The 17888-nt window shown below is 61.3% G+C and carries 16 protein-coding genes; 9 read left to right on the top strand and 7 right to left on the bottom strand.

What is annotated here, in order from left to right; all coding sequences use genetic code 11:
* Positions 1 to 63: 63 nt before the first annotated feature.
* The 6 genes from ACFY5D_RS14915 to ACFY5D_RS14890 form a co-directional block, all read right to left on the bottom strand.
* A complete protein-coding gene (locus ACFY5D_RS14915) occupies positions 64 to 1422 on the bottom strand; it encodes an alpha-L-fucosidase (protein WP_387531342.1) in 1359 nt (452 codons plus the stop codon).
* On the bottom strand, positions 1416 to 2474 hold the full coding sequence (locus tag ACFY5D_RS14910) for an ROK family protein (protein ID WP_387531339.1): 1059 nt from the start codon (positions 2472 to 2474) through the stop codon (positions 1416 to 1418). Before ACFY5D_RS14910 ends, ACFY5D_RS14915 begins: the two co-directional genes overlap by 7 nt.
* 1 nt (position 2475) lies before the next feature.
* Positions 2476 to 3408, bottom strand: coding sequence for a carbohydrate ABC transporter permease (locus ACFY5D_RS14905; protein ID WP_387531336.1), 933 nt, complete (start codon positions 3406 to 3408; stop codon positions 2476 to 2478).
* A complete protein-coding gene (locus ACFY5D_RS14900; RefSeq protein WP_387531333.1) occupies positions 3398 to 4312 on the bottom strand; it encodes a carbohydrate ABC transporter permease in 915 nt (304 codons plus the stop codon). The genes ACFY5D_RS14905 and ACFY5D_RS14900 overlap by 11 nt, the downstream gene beginning before the upstream one ends.
* 23 nt (positions 4313 to 4335) lie before the next feature.
* Complete coding sequence (locus ACFY5D_RS14895) at positions 4336 to 5598, bottom strand: ABC transporter substrate-binding protein (RefSeq protein WP_387531330.1); 1263 nt, start codon at positions 5596 to 5598, stop codon at positions 4336 to 4338.
* Positions 5599 to 6053: 455 nt separating this feature from the next.
* A complete protein-coding gene (locus ACFY5D_RS14890; protein WP_387531327.1) occupies positions 6054 to 7346 on the bottom strand; it encodes an alpha-L-fucosidase in 1293 nt (430 codons plus the stop codon).
* A 386-nt stretch (positions 7347 to 7732) separates the two neighbouring features.
* Here ACFY5D_RS14890 and ACFY5D_RS14885 point away from each other — a divergent pair, with 386 nt between their 5' ends.
* On the top strand, positions 7733 to 8218 hold the full coding sequence (locus ACFY5D_RS14885; protein ID WP_387531325.1) for a cupin domain-containing protein: 486 nt from the start codon (positions 7733 to 7735) through the stop codon (positions 8216 to 8218).
* 81 nt (positions 8219 to 8299) lie between these two features.
* Positions 8300 to 9067: an alpha/beta fold hydrolase gene (locus ACFY5D_RS14880; RefSeq protein ID WP_387531322.1), complete on the top strand. Its 768-nt coding sequence runs from the start codon at positions 8300 to 8302 to the stop codon at positions 9065 to 9067.
* A 2-nt stretch (positions 9068 to 9069) separates the two neighbouring features.
* On the opposite strand, the gene ACFY5D_RS14875 is transcribed toward ACFY5D_RS14880, so the two are convergent.
* On the bottom strand, positions 9070 to 9993 hold the full coding sequence (locus ACFY5D_RS14875) for an HNH endonuclease family protein (protein ID WP_387531321.1): 924 nt from the start codon (positions 9991 to 9993) through the stop codon (positions 9070 to 9072).
* Between the two features lie 1222 nt (positions 9994 to 11215).
* On the opposite strand from ACFY5D_RS14875, the gene ACFY5D_RS14870 reads away from it, so the two are divergent.
* From ACFY5D_RS14870 to ACFY5D_RS14840, 7 genes are all read left to right on the top strand, one after another.
* Complete coding sequence (locus tag ACFY5D_RS14870; protein ID WP_387531318.1) at positions 11216 to 12583, top strand: MFS transporter; 1368 nt, start codon at positions 11216 to 11218, stop codon at positions 12581 to 12583.
* A gap of 111 nt (positions 12584 to 12694) precedes the next feature.
* On the top strand, positions 12695 to 12820 hold the full coding sequence (locus ACFY5D_RS14865) for a hypothetical protein (protein ID WP_387531315.1): 126 nt from the start codon (positions 12695 to 12697) through the stop codon (positions 12818 to 12820).
* A gap of 179 nt (positions 12821 to 12999) precedes the next feature.
* Positions 13000 to 13869 carry a tryptophan 2,3-dioxygenase gene (kynA, locus tag ACFY5D_RS14860; protein ID WP_387531312.1) on the top strand — a complete coding sequence of 290 codons (870 nt, stop codon included), beginning with the start codon at positions 13000 to 13002 and terminating at the stop codon, positions 13867 to 13869.
* An 11-nt stretch (positions 13870 to 13880) separates the two neighbouring features.
* Positions 13881 to 14705, top strand: coding sequence for a PaaX family transcriptional regulator C-terminal domain-containing protein (locus tag ACFY5D_RS14855; protein WP_387531310.1), 825 nt, complete (start codon positions 13881 to 13883; stop codon positions 14703 to 14705).
* Positions 14706 to 14845: 140 nt separating this feature from the next.
* A complete protein-coding gene (locus tag ACFY5D_RS14850; protein ID WP_387532067.1) occupies positions 14846 to 15148 on the top strand; it encodes an ArsR/SmtB family transcription factor in 303 nt (100 codons plus the stop codon).
* 18 nt (positions 15149 to 15166) lie between these two features.
* Complete coding sequence (locus ACFY5D_RS14845) at positions 15167 to 15640, top strand: SRPBCC family protein (protein WP_387531307.1); 474 nt, start codon at positions 15167 to 15169, stop codon at positions 15638 to 15640.
* A 677-nt stretch (positions 15641 to 16317) separates the two neighbouring features.
* Entirely contained in the window at positions 16318 to 17727 is a 1410-nt protein-coding gene (locus ACFY5D_RS14840) for an NAD(P)-binding domain-containing protein (protein ID WP_387531304.1), read from the top strand.
* The last annotated feature ends 161 nt before the right edge of the window (positions 17728 to 17888 follow it).

The raw sequence follows: 17888 nt of genomic DNA, 5'->3' as shown, positions 1-17888 counted from the left end.
GCCCCCTATCCTCGGGACACACCATCGACGGTTCACTGTTGGAGGCCGGCCGACCCCGCGGCGCTACGCTCCGAAGGCAACCCGTGCCACCGCGACCGGCTGGCCCTGCAACGACCCAGGAATGGCCACCGAACCCGAGTCGCCGGCGGGGCCCTCGATCTCCGTGCCGTCGGCACCGATCCAGTGCGCAACAGCGGTGTCGGAGACCTCCGCCGGCAACGTGATGCTGCCGGCCGACGGGTCGTTGGCCAGGATGAAGAGGTCATCTCCCTTGCGGGTGTAGGAAACCGGCGAACCACCAAGGTTGTCCCCGGCCCGGATCCACGGACGGGTGCCGTAGATGGCATCGCCGTTGGCCCTGAGCCATTCGCCCATGAGGTTCATGGCTTTTTCCTGCAGTTCGGGGATGGAACCGTCGGCGCGGGGGCCCACGTTGATCAGCAGGTTCCCGTTCTTGGACACCACGTCCACCAGCAACCGGACCAGCTCTTCGCCGGAGAGCGAGTGCTCTTCGCTCTCGGCCTGGTTGTAGCCAAAGGAGTAGCCCAATCCGCGGGTGGATTCCCACGGCTCGTCGATGATGTCCTCGATGTGGCGGTACTCGCGGGTCAGGAACCCGTGGTACGGAACGCCCCACCGGTCGTTGACCACCCCGTCGGGAATCGCCTCGAAGTATCGGCGCAGCAGTGCCGCAACGGCGTGGTCTTCATGGCCTTTGCCGCCGTCGGGCCACTCGATGTCGTTCCACAACACGTCGGGGGCGAAGCGCTCGATCAGTTCCTCCAGCTGCGCCGCCGAGTACTTGGCGAAGTGCTCGTCGTTGCGGCGGAAGCGGAACAGATCGGTATCGGACTCGATCGGTGGGAAATCGCTCACGTGCCAATCCAGCGCTCCGGAGAAGTAGACGCCGAACCTGGCTCCCTGCGCGCGGACGGCCGTCCCGATCTCGCTGACCAGGTCGCGTTTGGGTCCGCGTTCCACGGAATTGAAATCGGTGGTTTCCGTATCCCAGAGGCAGAACCCCTCGTGGTGCTTGGTGGTGGGAATGACATAGCGCGCGCCGGCTCCGATGAGCTTGGCAACAAAGTCATCGGCGTCGAATGCCTTGGCATCCCACAGGTCGGCGAGGTCCTCGTAACTGGTGCCCGTGCCGTAGATTTCCTGGTGGCGTTCCCAGCTGGGGCTGCCCGCGATGCGGACCGTGTTGCCGTACCACTCGGCGTACTGGTGGTGCGCGTAGGCGTCCTCCGTGGGCACTCCGCCCTCGCCGTGGGCGGTGGCCCAGGCCGGGACCGAGTACAGGCCCCAGTGGATGAAGAAGCCGAGCTTGGCATCCCGGTACCATTCGGGAACGTCCTGCACGGGGTAGCTCGGCGGGTTGTCCCCGAAGTCCGGGCCTACGCGGGTTTCAAAGTTCAGCAAGGGATTTCCTCAACAATCTGTGCATCCTGCACTCGGGTCGCTGCCGCCGCAAGCCGGGGCTCGACGGCTTCTTCTTGAAACGGGAAGACGGCTGGTTCGGCCTCGTTCCCTGTTGCGCGTTCGTCCACCAGGTGCCAGGCAGCGGCCGCGGCGCCCAGGACGGCCGAACGTCCGGCCAGCGCACCCGGCTGGACCACCAGCGAGTACCCGGAGACCGGCATGTGCCCCGCCAGGGTGTCCGTGATGGCGGGTTCAAGCAGGTCCCAGGCACCGCGCACTCCCCCGCCGACCACCACGTCCCTGACGTCCAGGATGTTGACGGTGGTGGCAATCGCCAGGGCAACGGCCCGGCCCGCACGCGCAAAGGTTTCCTGCGCGTGCGTATCGCCCGAGCGCGCCCGAGCGGCGACCACGTCCGCACCGACGCGTTCATCCCCGCCGCGCATCTCCGCATAGCGTTCGGATATCGACCTGCCGGAGGCCAGCGTTTCCAGGTGCCCGACCTGCCCGCAGGTGCACCTGATGTCGCCGTACCCGGGAGTGTGCCCGATTTCGCCGGCGGCACCGCGCGAGCCGGGGAAGATTTGCCCGTCCACCGCGATGGCGCCGCCCACTCCGGTGCCGAGCATCAGCCCGACCGCGTCTTTCACGCCGGCAAGGGCCCCGTAGCTCATCTCGCCGCGCAGGAAGGAATTCACGTCGTTGTCGATGACCGCCCCGACCCCCAGGCGGGATCGCAGGTCGGCGGCAAGCTCGAACCCCGCCCATCCCGTGAAGGAGGCCGACGCGGCGGTCACCACGCCGTTCTTCTGGTCGATGACCCCTGCTGCCCCCACGCCCACTGCCTTCGCCCGCAGTCCGCAGGCGGATTCCAGCCGCTGCACCAACCCGGCGGCCGCGGCGCTCATGGCCGTCCCGCCGAGTGCTGCCGGCGTGGGCACCGTGCCGGAGGCGATGACGTCCCCGGCACGGTTGCACAGGATCGCGGAGGTCTTGGTTCCGCCGATGTCGATTCCCGCAACAACCGACCGGGCGCTGTTGTTTTCAGGCACCTTAGCGACCGCCCAGACCCGCCATGGAGATGCCCTTGACCAGGTGCTTCTGCAGGGCGATCACCAGGATGGTGGTCGGGACCATGGAGATGATCGCCGCCGCCATCTGCAGGTCCCACCGGGTGCCGGTCAGTCCGGAGAACGACGCCAGGCCGACGGGCAGGGTGCCCATGGAGGCGTAGTCGACCGTCACGATCAGCGGCCAGAGGTAGCTGTTCCAGAAGGAGAGGAAGGTGAAGACCGCCAGGACGGCGACCGCCGACTTCGAAAGCGGAAGGACGATCTGCAGGAAGCAGCGGATCGGCCCCGCGCCGTCGACGCGGGCGGCCTCCTCGAGCTCGTACGGGATGCCGCGGAAGAATTGGCGCATCAGGAAGGTGCCGAAGGCGGTGAACGCGAAGGGCAGGATCAGCGCCTGGTAGGTGTCCACCCAGCCGAACCACTGCATCACGATGAACATGGGGATCACAGTGACTTCCTGCGGCACCATCAAGGTGGCCAGGAAGACCACGAAGACCGCGTCGCGGCCCCGCCAGCGCAGGCGCCCGAACGCGTACCCGGCCATGGTGGAGACCGTCAGCACCACCAGGGTGCCGGCGATGGCGACGAAGAACGAGTTGCCGATGTAGGTCCAGAACGGGCCGAAGGAGAAGACGTCGGCGAAGTTGCTCCAGCGGATCTCGCTGCCGACGAGTTTCGGCGGCATGGAGAACATCTCGGAGTTGGGCTTCAGGGCCGAGAAGAACGCGTAGATCAGCGGCGCCATGAAGATCAGCGCGGCAAGGTAGATGAACACGTGGGCGATGAAGAGCCTGACCCGGGAACCCGTGCTGCTCTCGGGGCCCTTGATTCCGTCGTTCCGGGACGACACCCGTACCTTGCGCGTCGCGGGCGCTTCCTCCCGGACGGACGATTCGATGAGATCAGTGCTCATAGTGCACCCACTTCTTCTGTGCGCCGAATTGCAGGGCTGTCAGCACGATGATGATGGCGAACAGGATCCATGCGGCGGCCGCCGCCAGACCCAGTTCCTGGAACTTGAAGCCCTGGTTGTAGATGAACTGCACCAGCGGCTGCGTCGAATTGCCCGGACCGCCTCCGGTGAGAAGCTGCGGCTGGGCGAAGACCTGCAGGGCGCCGATCATGGTCATGATGGAGGCGAAGAACACCGAGGGGGAAACCAGCGGGATCGTGATCGACCAGATCATCCGCAGGCCCTTGGCGCCGTCGATGCGCGCGGCTTCGATGACCGAATCCGGGAGCTGTTCGAGCGCCGCGGAGAAGATCAGCATGTTGTAGCCCAGTCCCTGCCAGACCGACATGGTGACGACCATGATCATGGCCCACTGCGGGTCCGCCAGGAAGTTTGGAAGCTCGACGCCGAACCACGACTGGGAGGCGCTGTTGAACAGGCCCTGCGGCTGCAGGAGCATTTTCCATACCAACACGTTTGCGACCATCGGGGTGACCACCGGCAGGAAGAAGAGGATGCGCAGCGCCGCCCGACCGCGGATGCGCGAGTGCAGGCTCAAGGCAAGAACCAAGGCGAGGACCACGTTCAACGGAACGTAGAGCAGGGTGAACACGGCGGTGTTGCGCAATGCCGGCCAGAAGTCCGGGCTGCTGGAGAAGAGCTTGATGTAGTTGTCGAATCCGACGAACGTCTTCTCGCCGTAGGTAGGCCAGTTGAAGAACGCCATCACGATCGACAATACGACGGGAACGATGGTGAACAGGGCGAGTCCCGCCAGCGCCGGGCTTACAAAGCCCAGCGCCTGGCGAGATTCGGCCCGAGCCATCGCTCCACGACTACGGTCGCGAACGGTGGTGGTGGACATGAGGTCAAACGCTCCTAAGTTGGTTACTTGCCGAACTGCTGCTGGGCAGTTTCAAGCACCTTGGCCATGGATTCCTGGCCGTTGTAGACGCTCACCAGCTGCGGCTGTACGTAAACGCCGACCTTGGACCAGTTGTCGGAAACCTGCTGGCCCTCGACGTTCTGGAAGGCTGCCTCGAAGGCGGTCTTGACCTGGTCGCGGTACTTGGCGTCAATCGACTCGAAGTACAGCGGCTGGGATTCGGCGCGCGCCGGGTAGCTGCGGCCGGAGGAGGCAATGTGGTCCTGCGACTTCTTGCCCAGGAGCGAACCCAGGACCTTAAGGGCGGCATCCTTGTTCTTGCAGTCCTTGGAGATGCCGTAGCCGGAGCCGAGGATCAGGGACTTGTTGCCGTTGGGGCCGGTCGGCAACGGGGCCATGCCGGCGGTGAAGTTGCTGTCGTTCTCCAGGTAGCCCACGGCGTTCCAGGTGCCGTCCACCGCCATGGCGGCGTTTCCACCCGAGTACTGGGTTTCGCCCCAGCCGGTGTCGGAGGCGCTGGCCACGGGGGCTGCGACCTTCTGCTCGGTGACCAGCGACGAGTACCAGGTGGAGGCCTCGACGAAGGCCGGGTTGGTCAGGTCCAAGGTGCCGTCGGCGGTGGCCGGCTGCACTCCGGACTTGGCGATCGGCAGCGCCTGCCACTGGAAGTCGCCCATGCCCACCGCAAATCCGTACTTCTTGTCGTGGGTCGCGGCCTTGGCGGTGGCCTCGAAATCGTCGAAGGTCCAACCGACCTTCGGCTCCGGTGCGTTGGAGGCCTTGAGCAGGTCGGCGTTGTAGTAGACCAGCATCGTGGAGATGTCGAACGGGATGCCGTAGGTCTTGCCCTTGTTCTTCAGGATATCGAGCGATCCGGGGGCGAAGTCGGCTTCCTTGAGCCCGGCCTTGGTGAGGTCCTCCGGGGTCAGTTCGGCGAAGCCTGCGGTGTAGCTGGAGAGCATGCCGCTGTTCATGCCCGTCACGCAGGCCATGTTGCCCGATGCCATGTTGGTGGTCATCTTTGTAAAGAAGTCGCCCCACGGTGCCGTGCGCAGCGTGATGTTAAGGTCGGGGTTGTCTGCCTTGGCGATCTCCAGCTGCGCGTTCAACGCCGCGGTGTCGTCTTCGCTGCCTGCCCACATGTCGATGACGACGGAATTGTCCCCTGCGGCTCCCGCCGCCTCCTTTGCGCCGCCGCCACAGCCGGTGAGCACGAGTGCCGCAGTTGCAACAGCTGCCACGGCACCAACCTTGAACTTCTTCATCGAATATTCTCCTCAGTTTCTAGGGCGAAGACCGCCCTAGGTGAATGATCGGTTGCCGATCCCAAGCATTGGATCAGCAAGGAAAGACAGGGGCTTCATTCGACTGTCGAACAAAGTTCGCTTACTTTCGCTTCAAGTAAGCATTGCAGATCGTGACCCCCGACACCATCCTTTGGTCGGATGTTTCGCAATAAATTCTTGCCTCCGACCACATTCAAGACGCTGCCAAAATTGCCAAACCCGCCTCCACCCCGGAGTTTTCACGTCCCGGACGTCGCCAACCCATGCGACCAGACATCGGATTTCCATCATGAATATTGCAGTTTGATTGCGCGTCACCGGCTGCAGAAATCACCAGATCGCACGTCGGGACAGCACTTTGTTGCATGAAAAAGCCCCGGGCACATCAACGACCAGTGGCCGTCGTTGCGCCCGGGGCACGGATCACTTGCGAGCTATCGACGCAACATGAGCTCCAGGACGGGCACCGCAACATCGGGACGACGGACGGGAAGGGTCAGTGTGAGGGTGCCGGCAGGCTGACCCGCTGGACGCATGACGTTCGCCTCTTGGTTCGGATCAATCTCATTCATCGCCACCCATGAACCGTCATGCAACAGCCGCGCGTATTCGACCTTGCCCGCAAGGCCTGGAAGGTGAAGGTGCCCCATGGGCCAAGAGAAGACGTGGACATAGAGGCGATCCCCCTTGCGCGTGTAGGTGGCCATGCGCGGCACTTCAAAGGGCGCCCATCCGGCACCCTTGATCGACCTGCCGTGCAGCCGCATCCATGCTCCGATCTCGGCCAGAAGCGCCTGGTCCCTGGGGTCAATTTCGCCCCGGCCGTTGGGTCCGACATTGAGCAGGAAGTTCCCGTCCATCGCGGTCGACTCGATCAGCATCCTCAACAAAAGGTCAGCAGACTTATGGTCATGGTTGTCGCGGTGATAACCCCACGAACCATTGGTCGTCTGGCACGCCTCCCAGCGTTGCGGCACGCCATTGACCTCCAACGGCGCGCTTGGCTGATACTGCTCGGGAGTGACGAAGTCACCCGGAATTCCCAGCCGATCGTTGACCAAAATACCCGGAGAGAGCTCGCGGCAAAGCGCCAACAACCCCTCAGCATCCCAGTCCTCGGACGATTTCCCCTTCCATCCCTGCTTGGTTTCCGGGTAGGTGAAATCAAAGAACAGGTAATCCACCTGGCCATAGTTGGTTAGCAGCTCCCGGACCTGGCCATGTAGGAATTCACGATATCGCCCCATGTCCCGCCCGGCATTCAACGACGAGGCATTTTCATCATCCCTACGGGGATGATTCCAATCCACGGTGAAGTCCGCATGATGCCAGTCAATCAGCGAGTAGTAGATTCCAACCTTTAGCCCCTCCGCCCGCAGCGCGTCAACATATTCCCGCACCAAGTCACGCCCGCAGGCGGCCTGCGACGAATAGTCGGTCAATGCGGAATTCCAGAGGCAGAAACCATCGTGGTGCTTGGCCGTGAGAACCACATAACTGGCGCCGACAGCCTTGGCCTGCCTGGCGATGGATCTGGCGTCGAATAGGTCCGGATCGAAATGATCGAAGTACGGCCGATACTCTTCGGCACTCAGGCGCTCATAGGTTTGCACCCACTCGTGGCGCGCGGCACCGCTGTAGAGCCCGAAATGAACAAACATTCCGAACCGTCCGTCGTCAAACCAATCTTTAGTTTCCACACCAGCCCTAACTTCGAGGTCAACCATCAAATGAGTCACAGGCAGTCTAATGCCAAACATCCGATGTTTGCGGGTTTGGTGGAAGAAATTCTTCTGGGAGCCGAACCGGAAAAACGCGCGCATGGCATGTGGGCGGTTCGATATTCGCGCCCGCCCACATACCGCGCGCCACATGGCTCCTCCGCGGCCGCAACAACCGGGTTCGAGCCAGTGGGCCAGTGGGCCAGCGAAATTTCCTCGATCCCACGGAAATTCAACGTGGCCCCGACTGCGATTTAGCCATTCGACAGCGCTCCCACCGCACCGAATCCAATCTATATGCAGTGAAATTTGCGGTCGCAATTCCTATTGCATGTTCGTTGGTTCGTCTGGAAGGCTGGGGCCATCAATGGAACGCACGACAAGGAGACACGATGGAAATCCAGCAAGGACAAGAAATCATCCTCGGAGACTTGCCCAAGGGGATCACGCTGGCCAGCGAATCCATGGGAAACAAGACGTGGAACGTACTCGGGCACACCTATCTCTCGAAGGTGGAAAGCTCTTCGAGCTTTGCGTGGCTTTCCATGGATCCCTCAGGCACAGGCGTTCCCCCGCACGTGCACCCCACGCAGGACGAGCACATCTACATCATGGAAGGCGTCTACACCCTCTACCTCGATGGAGAATGGACAACCGCGGGTCCCGGCGACACCGTCCGCATGCCCATGGGACTCCCCCACGCCTACTACAACAAGCACGAATCACCGGCAAAGTCGCTCTTCTGGGTCAGCCCAGCCGGACAGCTCTCCGCCCTCTTTGACGAGCTGCACAACCTAACCGATCCGGATGAAGTAGTTCGCCTCTCAGCACTCAGGGACGTCAATTTCCTGCCACCGGGTTCCGTCCCCGGGGCCTGATCGCATCCGAGCCCGGTGTGGAGTTCAGGCCACAGGTGCGGTTGGAACTCCACACCAAACGTTGCAGCAAAGGAGTCTAATTTGAAAGGCCGTACCCTGAAATCGGAGTCCCGGTTCTACGGAACCGACGAAGCGCAGCACCTGACGCTGTCATGGCCAGAAAATGCCGCGTCTCCGCGGGGAATCGTGGCACTGATCCATGGTGGCTACTGGCGTTCGAACCTGTACGCGTCACTCATGGATCCGTTGGCGTCCTCGCTGCTTGAAAACGGATGGGCAGTTGCCAATATCGAGTATCGCCGCGGCGCCTCCGGCCCATGGCCCGCACCTCTGGAGGACTGCCGCCAGGCGCTGAGCGTGGTTCAGGCCGTTGGACGGGAACGCCGAATCCAGGGTCCCGTCATCACCGTCGGCCATTCGGTCGGCGGCCAGTTGGCCATTCTCGCCGCAGATCTGGCAGATGCCGTGGTGGCGCTTGCCCCTGTTACAGATGTAGTGCGGACCTACCATGAGGCCTTGGGCGAGAACGCCGCCCAGGAATACTTCGGAACCTCCCCCGCAGAAACACCCGGAATCTACCAGCAGGCTTCAGCCCTGAGGCAACTGCCGATCCATACCCCAACGCTTCTCATACATGGGGACAACGACTCACGGGTTCCCGTCCAGCAGTCACTGGACTATCTGAGTGCGGCACAGGCGGCAGGCTCGCCGGTCTTTTTACGCGAGTACAACGAACTCAGCCACCTGGAAGACATCGACCCGTCGGCCGCGCACTGGCCCGACGTGCTCTCCTGGATCGCGGGGGTTTCCGCGTCCGCATCAGGTGGGGCCAAGATCGGCCACGCATAGGACTAACGCCAGCGCAGTCGCGCGTCCGTGCTGCTGGTCTTGCACGTGTAGGTCTTACCGTTCGTCTTGCCAACGCCCTTCAGGCCCGCATCCGCCTTGGCACAGTATGCACCGGGTGATACTTGCTTGGCCTTGGCCGTGTTCGTCGATGGAGCCTTGGCCGGAGCAGCCTTGCTTGTCGACGGCGCCACGGACGGGTTCTTGCCGGACAGCTTGATCGGTGTGACCGCTGCGGTTTTTTGAGTTGGGCAGGCCTGCAGAACGCGCTTCATGGCGTCCTTTTCCGCCGCGGTGACGGACAACGCGTACTTCTTCTTGACACCGATCTGCGTGGCTACGTACTGGCAGCGGAAAGCTTTGTTGGTGGGCAGCCATTCGGCGGCGTTGTCGTCACCCTTGGAGCGGTTTGCCGATGCCTGCGAAGCCATGAGGTTCAAGGGATCGTTCGCCACGGCGACACGCTGCTCCTGAGACAGCTTTTGCCCGCCGGAGATCCACACGTTCTTCAGGGCAACCACATGGTCGATATCGACGGAGCCGCTGTTGACCTTCCAGTTGATGGTGGTGCCGGTGTAGGCATCCTTCAGCGTGCCCGAAGCAAGCTGGCAATTCCTGCTGTCCTTGTACTTCACCTTGAACATGTCGCGCTTGAGCGTATCTTGGCGTTCGTCGCACTTGTTGCCGTCGGAGTCTTTCCAGCCGTTGCCGAATTTTGCGTTTCGGTCATATCCGGTGGCGGCCGCCTTGCCCTTGACGGGAAGCGAGTCCAGGGTGGACATCGCGCTCGGCCCCGCGAGCTTCGCACCCGGCACGACCGCCTTGCCTGCGGCCGAAGCCACGGACCCGGAAACCGCCGGCGTATTTATGGTGTTTACGGTGGCGGGATCCGCAACCAGCGAACCTGTCGCAATGAGAACGGACAACATGAGGTAAGTCAGGAATTTCAAAATGCTCTTTCAGGATGAATCAACAAGGCGCAGTGCCGAAGAACCATCAAAGCATGAATGTCCCACCCCTTGGTCACGGAACGCCCCAATCCCGGCTTCAGAGCGCGGCTACTCCGCCTGGGTTCGAGGCCGGACACTGGCCTCGGTTCCGGACACATGGCGCACCGAGGACAGACTGTCGGGGCATTCGATCGCGGGACCCGCCATCACTCCGAGTGCCATCGGTTTCCCCGTTACGGGGGGCGCGTTGGCTGGATTAGCGACAGGCCGACGCAGGGATCGACCCGATCCACTTCACCGAAATCACCTGACACATGAACGTCACACTCGCTGCGTTGTGTATTTTTCGCAGTCTCCACACACCCGGCCAAGATCAAAGCACGACTCGGAGCGGGCAAACCCTCCAACCGCGACGAGCGACGCTATGAGCTCCAACAGCACGAACGCGGTTTCTACGCCGCAGATCGGATGGAGGTAACTTCCGAGCTGGCCTTCTGCCTGGCCCAGCCCCACATTGCGGTCAAGTACGCCCGCCCGGCCGGGCAGGCTGCCGGTTCGCCGCTGCCCAGAAAACCGTGGAACCGCCGATACGGTTCCGAAGCATTCCCCCGTGGAGCCCGTTGCCGCAATTGATGATTGAAAAAGTCCAAATTCTGTCGCCGACCCCCGGATCCATAAGGGATTATCGGAAACTTTCGGTTTGGCAGAACGACAACCACGGGGGCACCTGCATGAAAATCGGGGCGTTGCCACCCCTGCCCCGGAACCGTAACGAGACTTATTGTTTCTCCACGTGTCTGGTTCCCCGTCCAGCAAGACATGGACAATGGCTACATCACCCATGCGCAAACGGAGCCTTATTGATGAAAGAACCAAAAGATCCACGGCAAAGACCGCCTGTCGGCTGCGCCGCCGCGGACTTCAGCGATTCAGGGACAAGGACCTGACTTTCACCGTGAGCGCCGGGGATCGGAAGGCACTTTCCAACCCGTCGAGTGCCCACCCGACGGGCCCAACGCCAGCGCCCAGAGAGAGGCGGGAAAGCGGTCCAATTGTCCATTCGATTTCACCGATCAGCCCGATAGCCGGTTGGCCGTTGATCGGGAAAAGGACCCCGGGTCTACTTGTAGGGAGGAAAAATGATGTGCCGCAAGTCACACCACCCTCTTGTTCATCCGATCCCAACTGCGAGGAGACCGTCGTGGCAGCTACCACGGCCATCGGCTACAGCGTCACCAAGTCCAGCACGCCCAGTAGCCGACGCAACTGGGGCATTGTTGTCATGCTCCTGATTTTCGCGATGCTCAATTTTGCCGACAAGGCAGCGATCGGGCTGGCAAGCAAGCCGATTCGCGAAAGCATGGACCTGAGCGCAAGCCAGTACGGCCTGCTTTCCAGCGCATTCTTCTGGTTCTTCGCCATCGGAGCCGTGGTGTTGACCGCGGTTTTCCGGAAGATCTCCTACAACTGGGCCGTTGGCATCCTCATGATCACCTGGATCCTGACGATGCTGCCGCTGACCACGCAAACAACGTTTGGCGTCCTGCTGGCCAGCCGAATCGCCCTCGGATTCTTCGAGGGTCCCGCACACGCCTTGTGCCAATCAATCGTTCACGGGCTATTCCCGGCAGAGAAGCGGGCCGCCGCCGGCGCCGTGGTCACCGCCGGGACATCACTCGGACCGCTAGTCGCGGCGCCGGTACTGACCTGGATCATCCTGACCTGGGACTGGCACGCTTCGTTCATCTTCTTGGTGGGCGTCAGCCTCGTCTGGACCCTTGTGTGGTTCCTCTTCTCCGACCGCCTTCCATTCAGGAAGCGCATTGAAACCGCCGAAGAGAAGCAAGCCACGGTCGACCCCAACGGCGACATCGTTGTCCCGTTCTACCGACTTCTGATGCTTCCCAGCTTCTGGGGACTGGCACTGCTTTCCTTTGCAGGCTTCCTGATCACGTCGCTGAAGGTCACATGGTTGCCCACGTTCATGAACGAAGGCCTAGGCTACTCGATGGAAACCGTCGGCATGCTGGTCGCCGTTCCCTACGTTTCCGCCATGGTGATTTTGCTTGGCGCGGGCGCGCTCTCCGGCTGGCTGCTCAAGCGAGGTTTCTCCTCCCGCGTGGCCCGGTCGTTCCTCACCGCCGCCCTGCTGCTGTTCGCCGGCGTCTGCATGATCGCCTTCACCCAGGTCCCGGCGGGGCCGCTGCAATTGGTACTGGTGGTCGGAGCCTTCTCCATCAACTCGATCGCTTTCGCAATCGGCTTCGCCGGAGCTTCGGACTTCCTACCCGCCCACCAGCGCACGGCGTTCTTCGGGTGCATCATCGCAGCCTACTCTGTGGCGGGAATGGTCGCACCGTATGCACTGGGACTCATTGTTGAAAGGGCTCCGACCCCTGCCCAGGGATACGCCAACGGGTTCTTCATCGTCGGCATTGTCATTTGCGTCTTCGGCGTTATCGGCGGCCTCATGCTGAACCCGGCCCGCGCCCGGGCACGTCTTCTGGAGCTCACCGCGATCCACGCTGTGCGCAAGCAGACAGCCGAGGACGCCGGCAAGGCACACTGATCCGTTCCGAGCCCATGAGGCCAAACTCAATACATTGATGGCCGCCTGCCCCAGCTCCTTCCGGAACTGGGCAGGCGGCCTTCAACCTCGCGAACGTCCGAGGAGCCCCGCATGAGCCTCCAGCAGGAACAAGCAAACCTGTTGTCGGACCTGATCCAGGACCCGACGCTGGGCCCGGATCCAGGCTCCCGCCATGCGACTTTCAATGTCCCAGCCGCAACCTTTCCGGCCGGCTAAATCGTGGCCACACCCTGCGGGTGCACCTCAGCCAGAGCGATTCCACGTCGAGACTTCGGCCGGATGCCCGGGACACCCCCGATTGCGCTGCCGTCACCTTCTTGGCCTTGCACTTCGCCTCCCAAAAGTAGGGAATTTCATTCTCTTGACGCCAGTCGAGATAGTGATACGCTTTTTGCATGGCTTGCCCTCACGCACAGACGCCCGAAGGCGCCCGCGAAATCGAAGACTCCGTCCGCACCGACTTCCGCAACACCATGTCGTATGGAAGATACCTGGACCTGGAGCGAATCCTTTCGGCGCAGCATCCGGTCAGCGTCCCGGAGCACCACGATGAAATGCTCTTCATCATCCAGCACCAAACCAGCGAACTGTGGCTCAAGTTGGTGCTGCACGAGCTCGTGGAGTCCCGCCGACTGATGGACAACGACGAAATGGGCAAGGCGCTGAAGTGCTTGGCACGCGTCAAACACATCCAAAAGACACTCACCGAGCAGTGGTCGGTCCTGGCGACGTTGACACCTCGTGAGTACGCGCAGTTCCGCGATTCCCTCGGCGCTTCCTCCGGCTTCCAGTCCTTCCAGTACCGCGCCGTTGAATTCATCCTGGGCAACAAGCACGAGGGCATGCTCAAGGTCTTCGAATCGGACCCCGCAGCCCACGAGCTACTGTCCAAGTTGCTGCACGAACCCACCGTCTACGACGCCTTCCTTCACGCGCTTTCCCGCGCCGGCTATGCCATTCCCGAAGACATCCTCACCCGCGACGTCACCAAGCCCTGGGTGTTCCACGAGGCGCTGGTTCCCGTCTTCAAGGAAATCTACGAATCCGACGACACCACATGGAGCCTCTATCAGGCATGCGAAGATCTGGTGGACCTCGAGGACAATTTCCAGGCCTGGCGCTTCCGCCACATGCGAGTGGTGCAGCGGACCATCGGCTTCAAGAAGGGCACCGGAGGATCCTCGGGAGTCGACTTCCTCAAGCGCGCATTGGATCTCACGTTCTTCCCGGAACTCTTTGCGGTCCGCACGGAAATCGGAAAGTAGTTCCGCCCCGCATGAACCCGGCACTCGATGACCTGGACGCCCGCCCCGGCAGCACCACCTCGCTGGTACGCACCATCGTGGGCTTGTACATCCGTGAGCTTGGTGGCTGGATTTCTTCCATGCACCTCATCGCGCTCATGGATGCGCTGGGCACCAGCGCTCAGGTTACCCGGACGGCCATCACGCGCCTCAAGAAGAAGGGAATCCTTGAGCCGCGCACCGTGGACGGTGCGAGCGGGTTCGCGCTAACCGACCCCGGCGAACGCATCCTTGCCCGAGGTGACCGGCGAATCTTCGAGCCGCGCTCCATGTCCCCCAATGACCCGTGGTGTCTCCTTTCCTATTCGATCCCCGAGACCGAACGCGAAAGACGCCACCAACTCCGCCGACACCTTCATGGAATCGGCGGAGGACTGGTCACTCCCGGATTGTGGATCTTTCCCGAATACTTGCGGACAGAACTCTGGGCGATCCTGCAAGCGCTGGAATTGCAGGATCATGCAACGGTTTTCGTTTCACAAAACCCTGAGATGACCGGAAACCTCCGTGATGCAGCCTCGATCTGGTGGGATCTCGAGTCACTGGCGACCTTGCACCACACGTTTATTGCGCTGAACCATGCCGTGCCCGAAGCCGGGGACTCCGAGGCAGCAGAAAGTTTCGCAACATACGTGCGCGCCATCGATTCCTGGCGGACCATCCCCTACCTCGATCCAGGATTGCCCCCTCATTGCCTACCTGAGAATTGGCCAGGCCGTGACAGTGCCGGACTTTTCCTGCGAATTCAGGCAAGCCACGCGGATCCGGCCAGGGGCTTCGTTCAAGCCCTTCGATAAGCGCTGGAAGCCCGCGGAAAATTTCCCCGCACCCCTTGACTGCGGCACACCGCCGGCGCATTCTTCAATCAACCGAGAGGTTGATAAAGAAAGAAGTTGAATACGTGTCGTTCGATGAGCACGCTCTTGACAGGGCCTTCATGGCCCTCGCCGATCCAACCAGACGGCAAATCATAGCCAGGCTTTCCCGTGGCCCGGCCACTCTCAACGAGCTCGCCGAACCGTTCGAAATGACCAAACAGGCGATTTCGAAGCACATTCAGGTGTTGGAGCGGGCGCAACTGGTCACCCGCACCCGCGAGGCACAACGCCGTCCGGTCCACCTGAATCCGGCCCTTCTGGCCGAGCTAACCGGATGGATAGACCAGTATCGACTGGTTACGGAACGCAAGTTCAGCCGTCTCGACGCCATTCTAAAGAATCAATCCGAATCCAACGGATAACCCAACGAAAGTCTCATCATGAGCAATGCATTGAAACTCAGCATCCCCGAAGGAAAACCTTTCATCGACTTCACCCGTGAATTCGATTTTCCCGTTGCCGCAGTGTTCGAAGCACACCGCGACCCCGCGTTGGTCGCCCAGTGGCTGGGGCCGGACGGCATGAAAATGGAAATCGACCACTACGACTTCCGCACCGGGGGCTCCTACAAGTACTCGCATTCAGACGATTCGGGAACGTACGGGTTCACCGGAGTGTTCCACACCGTGCGGGAGAATGAATTTGCCCTGCAGACCTTCGAGTTCGACGGCTACCCGGATGTTGTCGCGATGGACTACATGCGTTTCGAGCCCCTCGATGGCAACCGCTGCAGGCTCGTTGGCCACTCCGTGTATCCCACCCAGGAGGCACGCGACGGCATGGCGGCTTCGGGCATGGAACGGGGAATGTCGGAGGGTTATGTCCGCCTGGAAACCCTCCTCGGCGACCGCTAGGAACCCAAACAGTCGGGGCGCAATCCATTGATTGCACCCCGACTTTCCATGTCTCAGCGCGGACCGAAGACCGTGGAGTCCGCTTGGATCTCATTTGATGCTTCCCCGGCGGGACCACCGGCTTCGGGCCCCTGTTCCTTCCACGTAGCAACCCGGAAAACAAAACGAAATCCCCTGATAAACCTTCGAGTATCAGCAAATTTACCCAAGTCAATTTTCAAGTCGCGATCCCCAGCTGACTGCGCATCCATTTACTGCTCTCAGGGAACATTCAACCGCAGAATGTCGCCATATTTAGGTGAAATATAACAATTTGATTCGCGCAAATTTACATCGGTCACACGCGCTGAATTTAGCCCACCAGTTTGACTTGTCCCTTCGATCCTGTTGCCATGGAAGGGAGCCAGCTGCCACCGTCGAACCGAAGCCTGGCTCATTCGGAACCGCACAGACCGCTAAATTTCGGTCATTTCTATCATTGCGGCGCCTCTCCCTTGCCGGGATTGAGGCCATGGAGCAAATTGCCATGCGGCGCCAAGTACGCCGCACCCGATGCAGGGGAACCCGGAAAGGGTTCCTCCGCGAGGTCGCACCTCCAACCGCGCTTTCCTCATGGAGCGGTTCCGAAATGCCTGAATCCACGGGCAAACAATCGGTTCGAGAAATGAGGAGAAAGCATGGACATGCGAGTCGGAATCATTGGTGCTGGACCAAGCGGAATGGCGCAACTGCGGGCATTCGAGGCAGCGCGAAAGCAAGGCGCCGCCATGCCTAAAATCGCTTGCTTCGAAAAGCAGTCGGACTGGGGCGGACAGTGGAACTACTCATGGCACACAGGCATCGACGGGGCCGGCGAATCGGCGCATTCCTCGATGTACCGCCACCTCTGGTCGAACGGCCCCAAGGAGTGCCTCGAGTTTGCCGACTACACCTTTGACGAACACTTCGGCCGCCCCATCTCCTCGTTCCCTCCACGCTCCGTCCTTTTCGACTACATCAGTGGTCGACTCGAAAAATCCGACGTACGCAAGTACATCCGTTTCAACACCGCTGTGCGCTGGGTCGACTACGACGAGACTACCGAGCTGTTCACGGTCCAAAGCCAGAATGTAAGGACAGGAGAAAGCGAAACCCATGTCTTTGACAAGCTCGTGGTGTCCACCGGACACTTCGCCGTACCCAACATCCCCGAGTTCGAGGGGATCAACACCTTTCCAGGCGAAATCATGCACGCGCATGACTTCCGTGGCGCCGAGCGGTTCGCTGGCAAGCACCTGTTGATGATTGGTTCGTCGTATTCGGCGGAAGACATTGGCATGCAGGCACACAAAATGGGTGCAGCCTCGGTGACCCTGAGCTACAGGTCCGCGCCGATGGGCTACGACTGGCCTTCCACCACCGTCGAACGCCCATTGGTGACCCGCTTCGAGGGGCGTATCGCCCACTTCGCCGACGGCACCAGCGGCGAATTCGATGCGGTGATCTTGTGCACCGGATACCTCCACAAGTACCCGTTCCTGCCGTCCACCATGGCAATAAGCTCTTCAAACGTGTTGTACCCCGGCAACCTGTACAAGGGTGTTGTGTGGCAGCAAAACACCAACCTGTTCTACCTGGGAGCCCAGGACCAGTACTACACCTTCAACATGTTTGATGCGCAGGCTTGGTATGCAAGGGATGTCATGGTCGGCAAGATCGAGCTTCCACCCGCCGAGGATCGGTCTTCCGACATCAGTCACTGGCTCGAACGCCAAAGCGCCCTCGAAGGCCACGACGCCGAGGCCGATTACCAGACCGACTACGTGCGGGAGCTCATCCACACCACCGACTACCCGGAATTCGATCTCGACTCTGTCAATGCGCTGTTCAAGGACTGGATGCGCCACAAGAGCGAAGACATCTTGGGGTACCGCGACCAGACCCACCGCTCGGCGATTACCGGAACGATGGCGGAACCGCACCACACGCGTTGGATCAACGCCATGGACGATTCCTTCGAACGTTATCTCAACGGCCCTTCGGAGAACGTGAACACATTTGCCATGGCAACCCTCGACCTAGAGGGACGTCTCGCCGGGCACAAGTAGCAGCGACCTAGCGCCAGGAACCCGCGTCGGGGGCGCCCCCCCCCCCCCCGGGGGGGGCCCCCCCCCCCCCCCCCCCCCAAAAAACAAACAGCGAGACAAACAACCCCCACACAAAGAAGGCGAACAAGGGCTACCCCAACAAAAACAAAAACACCCCGGGG

Origin of the sequence: Paeniglutamicibacter sp. NPDC012692 (genome assembly GCF_042901625.1) — a bacterium.
In the GTDB taxonomy this organism is placed as follows: domain Bacteria; phylum Actinomycetota; class Actinomycetes; order Actinomycetales; family Micrococcaceae; genus Paeniglutamicibacter.
The sequence above is the reverse complement of the archived record's forward strand: the minus strand, read 5'-3'. Positions and strand labels throughout refer to the sequence as shown.

Coding starts and splice junctions, on each gene's coding strand:
- ACFY5D_RS14905 (WP_387531336.1), bottom strand. CDS start 3,408: ATGAGCACTGATCTCATCGAATCGTCCGTCCGGGAGGAAGCGCCCGCG.
- ACFY5D_RS14900 (WP_387531333.1), bottom strand. CDS start 4,312: ATGTCCACCACCACCGTTCGCGACCGTAGTCGTGGAGCGATGGCTCGG.
- ACFY5D_RS14895 (WP_387531330.1), bottom strand. CDS start 5,598: ATGAAGAAGTTCAAGGTTGGTGCCGTGGCAGCTGTTGCAACTGCGGCA.
- ACFY5D_RS14890 (WP_387531327.1), bottom strand. CDS start 7,346: ATGGTTGACCTCGAAGTTAGGGCTGGTGTGGAAACTAAAGATTGGTTT.
- ACFY5D_RS14885 (WP_387531325.1), top strand. CDS start 7,733: ATGGAAATCCAGCAAGGACAAGAAATCATCCTCGGAGACTTGCCCAAG.
- ACFY5D_RS14875 (WP_387531321.1), bottom strand. CDS start 9,993: ATGTTGTCCGTTCTCATTGCGACAGGTTCGCTGGTTGCGGATCCCGCC.
- ACFY5D_RS14865 (WP_387531315.1), top strand. CDS start 12,695: ATGAGCCTCCAGCAGGAACAAGCAAACCTGTTGTCGGACCTGATCCAG.
- kynA (WP_387531312.1), top strand. CDS start 13,000: ATGGCTTGCCCTCACGCACAGACGCCCGAAGGCGCCCGCGAAATCGAA.
- ACFY5D_RS14855 (WP_387531310.1), top strand. CDS start 13,881: ATGAACCCGGCACTCGATGACCTGGACGCCCGCCCCGGCAGCACCACC.
- ACFY5D_RS14850 (WP_387532067.1), top strand. CDS start 14,846: ATGGCCCTCGCCGATCCAACCAGACGGCAAATCATAGCCAGGCTTTCC.
- ACFY5D_RS14845 (WP_387531307.1), top strand. CDS start 15,167: ATGAGCAATGCATTGAAACTCAGCATCCCCGAAGGAAAACCTTTCATC.
- ACFY5D_RS14840 (WP_387531304.1), top strand. CDS start 16,318: ATGGACATGCGAGTCGGAATCATTGGTGCTGGACCAAGCGGAATGGCG.